At 57.9% G+C, this 3947-nt stretch carries 3 protein-coding genes; 1 reads left to right on the top strand and 2 read right to left on the bottom strand.

Going from position 1 to position 3947, the window contains the following annotated elements; translation table 11 throughout:
- Positions 1-135: 135 nt before the first annotated feature.
- The gene (locus AC13DJ_RS00100; protein ID WP_474539419.1) at positions 136-2730 is read right to left on the bottom strand and encodes a bifunctional aconitate hydratase 2/2-methylisocitrate dehydratase; all 2595 of its coding nucleotides are present in this window, start codon (positions 2728-2730) and stop codon (positions 136-138) included.
- 258 nt (positions 2731-2988) lie between these two features.
- On the opposite strand from AC13DJ_RS00100, the gene AC13DJ_RS00105 reads away from it, so the two are divergent.
- Entirely contained in the window at positions 2989-3597 is a 609-nt protein-coding gene (locus AC13DJ_RS00105; RefSeq protein ID WP_474539318.1) for a MiaE family protein, read from the top strand.
- 116 nt (positions 3598-3713) lie between these two features.
- Here the strand turns inward: AC13DJ_RS00105 and AC13DJ_RS00110 are convergent.
- Positions 3714-3947, bottom strand: a 234-nt coding sequence (locus tag AC13DJ_RS00110; RefSeq protein WP_482932765.1) for a hypothetical protein, incomplete at its 5' end; no start/stop codon positions are given.

Raw genomic sequence — 3947 nt, forward strand, 5'->3', positions numbered from 1 at the left:
CCGCTACCGCGTATCCTCCACCCCTGGCCCAGCGAGCGGTTTCGCCGTCGTCACCCGAGGCAGGAGCCGTATGCGGTAATACCGCACGTACGGATCTGTGCGGGGGGTGCCTCGTGAGAGGCATTCCTACCGCAACTAGGCTACAGAAGCCTCGGCTGCCTTCTTGGTGTACTCCTCCATCTTATCGAAGTTGAGGTACTTGTAGATCTCCGCAGACATGCTGTCGAGGTCCTTGGCGTACTCCATGTACTCCGCAGGAGTCGGGAGTTTGCCCAGTACCGCGCCCACAGCTGCCAGTTCCGCAGAGGTCAGGTACACGTTGGCACCATCGCCCAGACGGTTCGGGAAGTTACGGGTAGAGGTAGACAGAACCGTAGACTTGGCAGCTACACGTGCCTGGTTACCCATGCACAGGGAGCAGCCCGGCATCTCGGTGCGAACACCGGCGGTGCCGTAGGTGTTGAAGTAGCCTTCTTCCATCAGCTGAGCCTGGTCCATCTTGGTGGGCGGAGACATCCACAGACGGGTCTTCAGGGGCTCCTTGTTCTGTGCCAGCAGCTTACCCGCGGCACGGAAATGACCAATGTTGGTCATGCAGGAACCAATGAAGACTTCGTCAACCTTGTCGCCGGCCACTTCGGACAGGGTGCGGGCATCGTCCGGATCGTTCGGGCAGCACACGATGGGCTCTTTGATCTCGGCCAGGTCGATTTCCACTACGTGAGCATACTCGGCATCTTTGTCGGCACGCATCAGCTTCGGATTGGCCAGCCACTCTTCCATCTGCTGGGCGCGACGCTCCAGGGTACGTGCATCGCCGTAGCCTTCAGCAATCATCCAGCGCAGCATCACGATGTTGGAGCGCAGGTACTCGGCAACAGACTCTTCAGACAGGTTGATGGTACAACCGGCAGCAGAGCGCTCCGCAGAAGCGTCAGACAATTCGAACGCCTGCTCAACGGTCAGGTGCTCCAGACCTTCGATTTCCAGGATGCGGCCAGAGAACTCGTTGATCTTGCCTTTCTTCTCAACGGTCAGCATGCCGTTCTTGATGCCGTACAGCGGAATGGCGTGTACCAGGTCACGCAGGGTGATGCCCGGCTGCATTTCGCCTTTGAAGCGAACCAGAACGGATTCCGGCATATCCAGCGGCATAACGCCGGTGGCTGCAGCAAACGCGACCAGGCCAGAACCGGCCGGGAAGGAGATGCCCATTGGGAAACGGGTGTGGGAGTCACCACCGGTACCCACGGTGTCCGGCAGCAGCATGCGGTTCAGCCAGGAGTGGATGATACCGTCGCCCGGACGCAGGGAAACACCGCCACGGGTACGGATGAAGTCCGGCATGGTGTGCTGCATTTCAACGTCAACCGGCTTCGGATAAGCGGCGGTGTGGCAGAAGGACTGCATAACCAGGTCAGCCTGGAAGCCCAGACACGCCAGGTCTTTCAGCTCGTCACGGGTCATTGGGCCAGTGGTATCCTGGGAACCAACGGTGGTCATGTGCGGCTCGCAGTAGGTGCCCGGGCGCACCCCCTGGCCTTCTTCCAGGCCGCAGGCCTTGCCGACCATCTTCTGGCCCAGGGTGAAGCCCTTGGTGCCGGCTTCCGGATCTTTCGGCAGGCGGAACAGGTCTGTCGGGCCCATGCCCAGCGCAGTACGCGCCTTGGCGGTCAGGCCACGGCCGATGATCAGCGGGATACGACCGCCGGCCTGAACTTCGTCCAGGATGACGTCAGACTTGAACTTGAACTCGGAGATGGTCTCGCCGGCTTCGTTCAGGATCTTGCCTTCGTACGGGCGGATTTCGATCACGTCGCCCATGTTCATGTTGTCTACGGGTGCTTCGAAAACCAGGGCGCCGGCATCTTCCATGGTGTTGAAGAAGATCGGGGCAACCTTGTTACCGATACACACACCGCCGGCACGCTTGTTCGGCACGCCCGGGATGTCGTCACCGAAGAACCACAGAACAGAGTTAGTGGCAGACTTACGGGAAGAACCGGTACCGACTACGTCACCTACGAAGGCAACCGGCAGGCCCTTGGACTTGATTTCTTCAATCTGGCTCATCGGGCCGGTTACGCCGGGCTCTTCCGGCTTCAGGCCGTCGCGTTCCATCTTATAGGCGGCGCGGGCGTGCAGCGGGATGTCCGGGCGGGACCAGGCATCCGGAGCCGGAGACAGGTCGTCGGTGTTGGTTTCGCCGGTTACCTTGAACACGACCATCTTGGTGCTTTCGGGAACCTTGTTCTTGTTGGTGAACCACTCGGCGTTGGCCCAGGACTCAACAACAGACTTGGCAACGGCGTTGCCGGCGTCCATCTTTTCTTTAACGTCGTTGAACGCGTCGAACATCAGCAGGGTGTGCTTGAGTTCTTCACCAGCCAGTTCGGCCAGTTCGCTGTCGTCCAGAAGGTCGACCAGGGTAGCGATGTTGTAGCCGCCCTGCATCATGCCCAGCAGCTGGACAGCCTTCTTCTTGTCGATCAGCGGGGAAGCAGCTTCGCCTTTAACGATCGCGGTCAGGAACGCAGCTTTTACGTAAGCAGCTTCGTCCACTCCCGGCGGAACGCGGTTTTCCAGCAGGTCAACCAGGGTGGCTTCTTCACCGGCCGGCGGGTTCTTCAACAGCTCGATCAGACCAGCAGTCTGCTCGGGGTTCAGGGGCTTGGGCGGGATACCCAGGGCTTCACGTTCAGCAACGTGTTCACGATAGGCTTCTAACACGATATGGACCCTCATCAGTTGGAATGTTCCGCGCTGTGGGCGTGGTGCCCGGCGGGAGTTTTTTGGCGAAAAGGCCACAGGAGCCTCTGAATAAGGCCTCAAATCACCGATGGGGTTTCAGGATTTATTCAGAGACTCCTTGATCTGGCGCTGCATTCTATAGGAAAGCCCTTATAAAGTTAAGTTGGACAGAGGTCGGAGAGTTCTGTTAGGTGCGTTATACTCCCGCGCTTGTTGAACCGGACCGTTGCCAAAGCCATGAACGAAGCCCTGCAAGAGATACACGATTTCCTGCCCTGCCGAACGCCATCGCGCTGGATCGAGAATGCCCTGGCCAACCAGGACCTGATGCTGATTGACCACGCCCATTGCGAAAAGAAAGCAGCTTCCACGGCCCTGAGCCTGATGTACCGGTATGTGGACAACACCGACCTGCTGAACAAAATGTCCCGCCTGGCCCGGGAAGAGCTGCGGCATTTCGAGCAGGTGCTGGCAATCATGAAAAAGCGCGGCGTCACCTATACCCACCTGTCACCGGCACGTTATGCCGCTGGCCTGCGGGAAGCCGTGCGCACCGAAGACCCCGGCCGCCTGGTGGATGTGCTGATTGTCGGTGCCATCATCGAGGCCCGCTCCTGCGAACGCTTCGCGGCCCTGGCACCGCACCTGGATGAGAGACTGGCGGAGTTCTACAACAGCCTGCTGAAATCCGAGGCCCGGCATTACCAGGATTACCTGAAGCTGGCGGTACAGGCCAACGGCGGCCCGGTGGATGAGCGGGTAGCGGATTTTATGGCTATTGAACAGAAGTTGATTGAAGAGCCGGATTCGGAGTTCCGGTTTCATAGTGGGCCTTTGGTTAACTGAAATTTTTTGCCACGGAATCCGCGGAAGGACACGGAAAAAGGAAAAAGATTTGCCACTAAATCCACGAAAGAACACGAAAAAATAAGAACTATTTTGCCACGGACACTCACGGACGCTCACTGACAACAGATAAAATTCTCTGTGTTGTTGTCCGTGTAATTCCGTGAGTGTCCGTGGCTAAAAATCTTTAAAGCTTTTCTTTTCGTGTCCTGAGTTATGGTGATTTCTGGTGTATGGAAGCAGGCTGAAGGGGTGGCGTATCCTGTTGGTTGATCACCGCCAAGATCACAACCAACAGAGGAATGATACGCCATGTCCGAGTCTAACCTGCATGCTCTTTCACAACCAGA

This window comes from Marinobacter sp. L-46 (assembly GCF_056859535.1).

Bases quoted from the DNA above. Each gene is read 5' to 3' on its own strand.
- AC13DJ_RS00105 (WP_474539318.1), top strand. From the start codon at position 2,989: ATGAACGAAGCCCTGCAAGAGATACACGATTTCCTGCCCTGCCGAACG.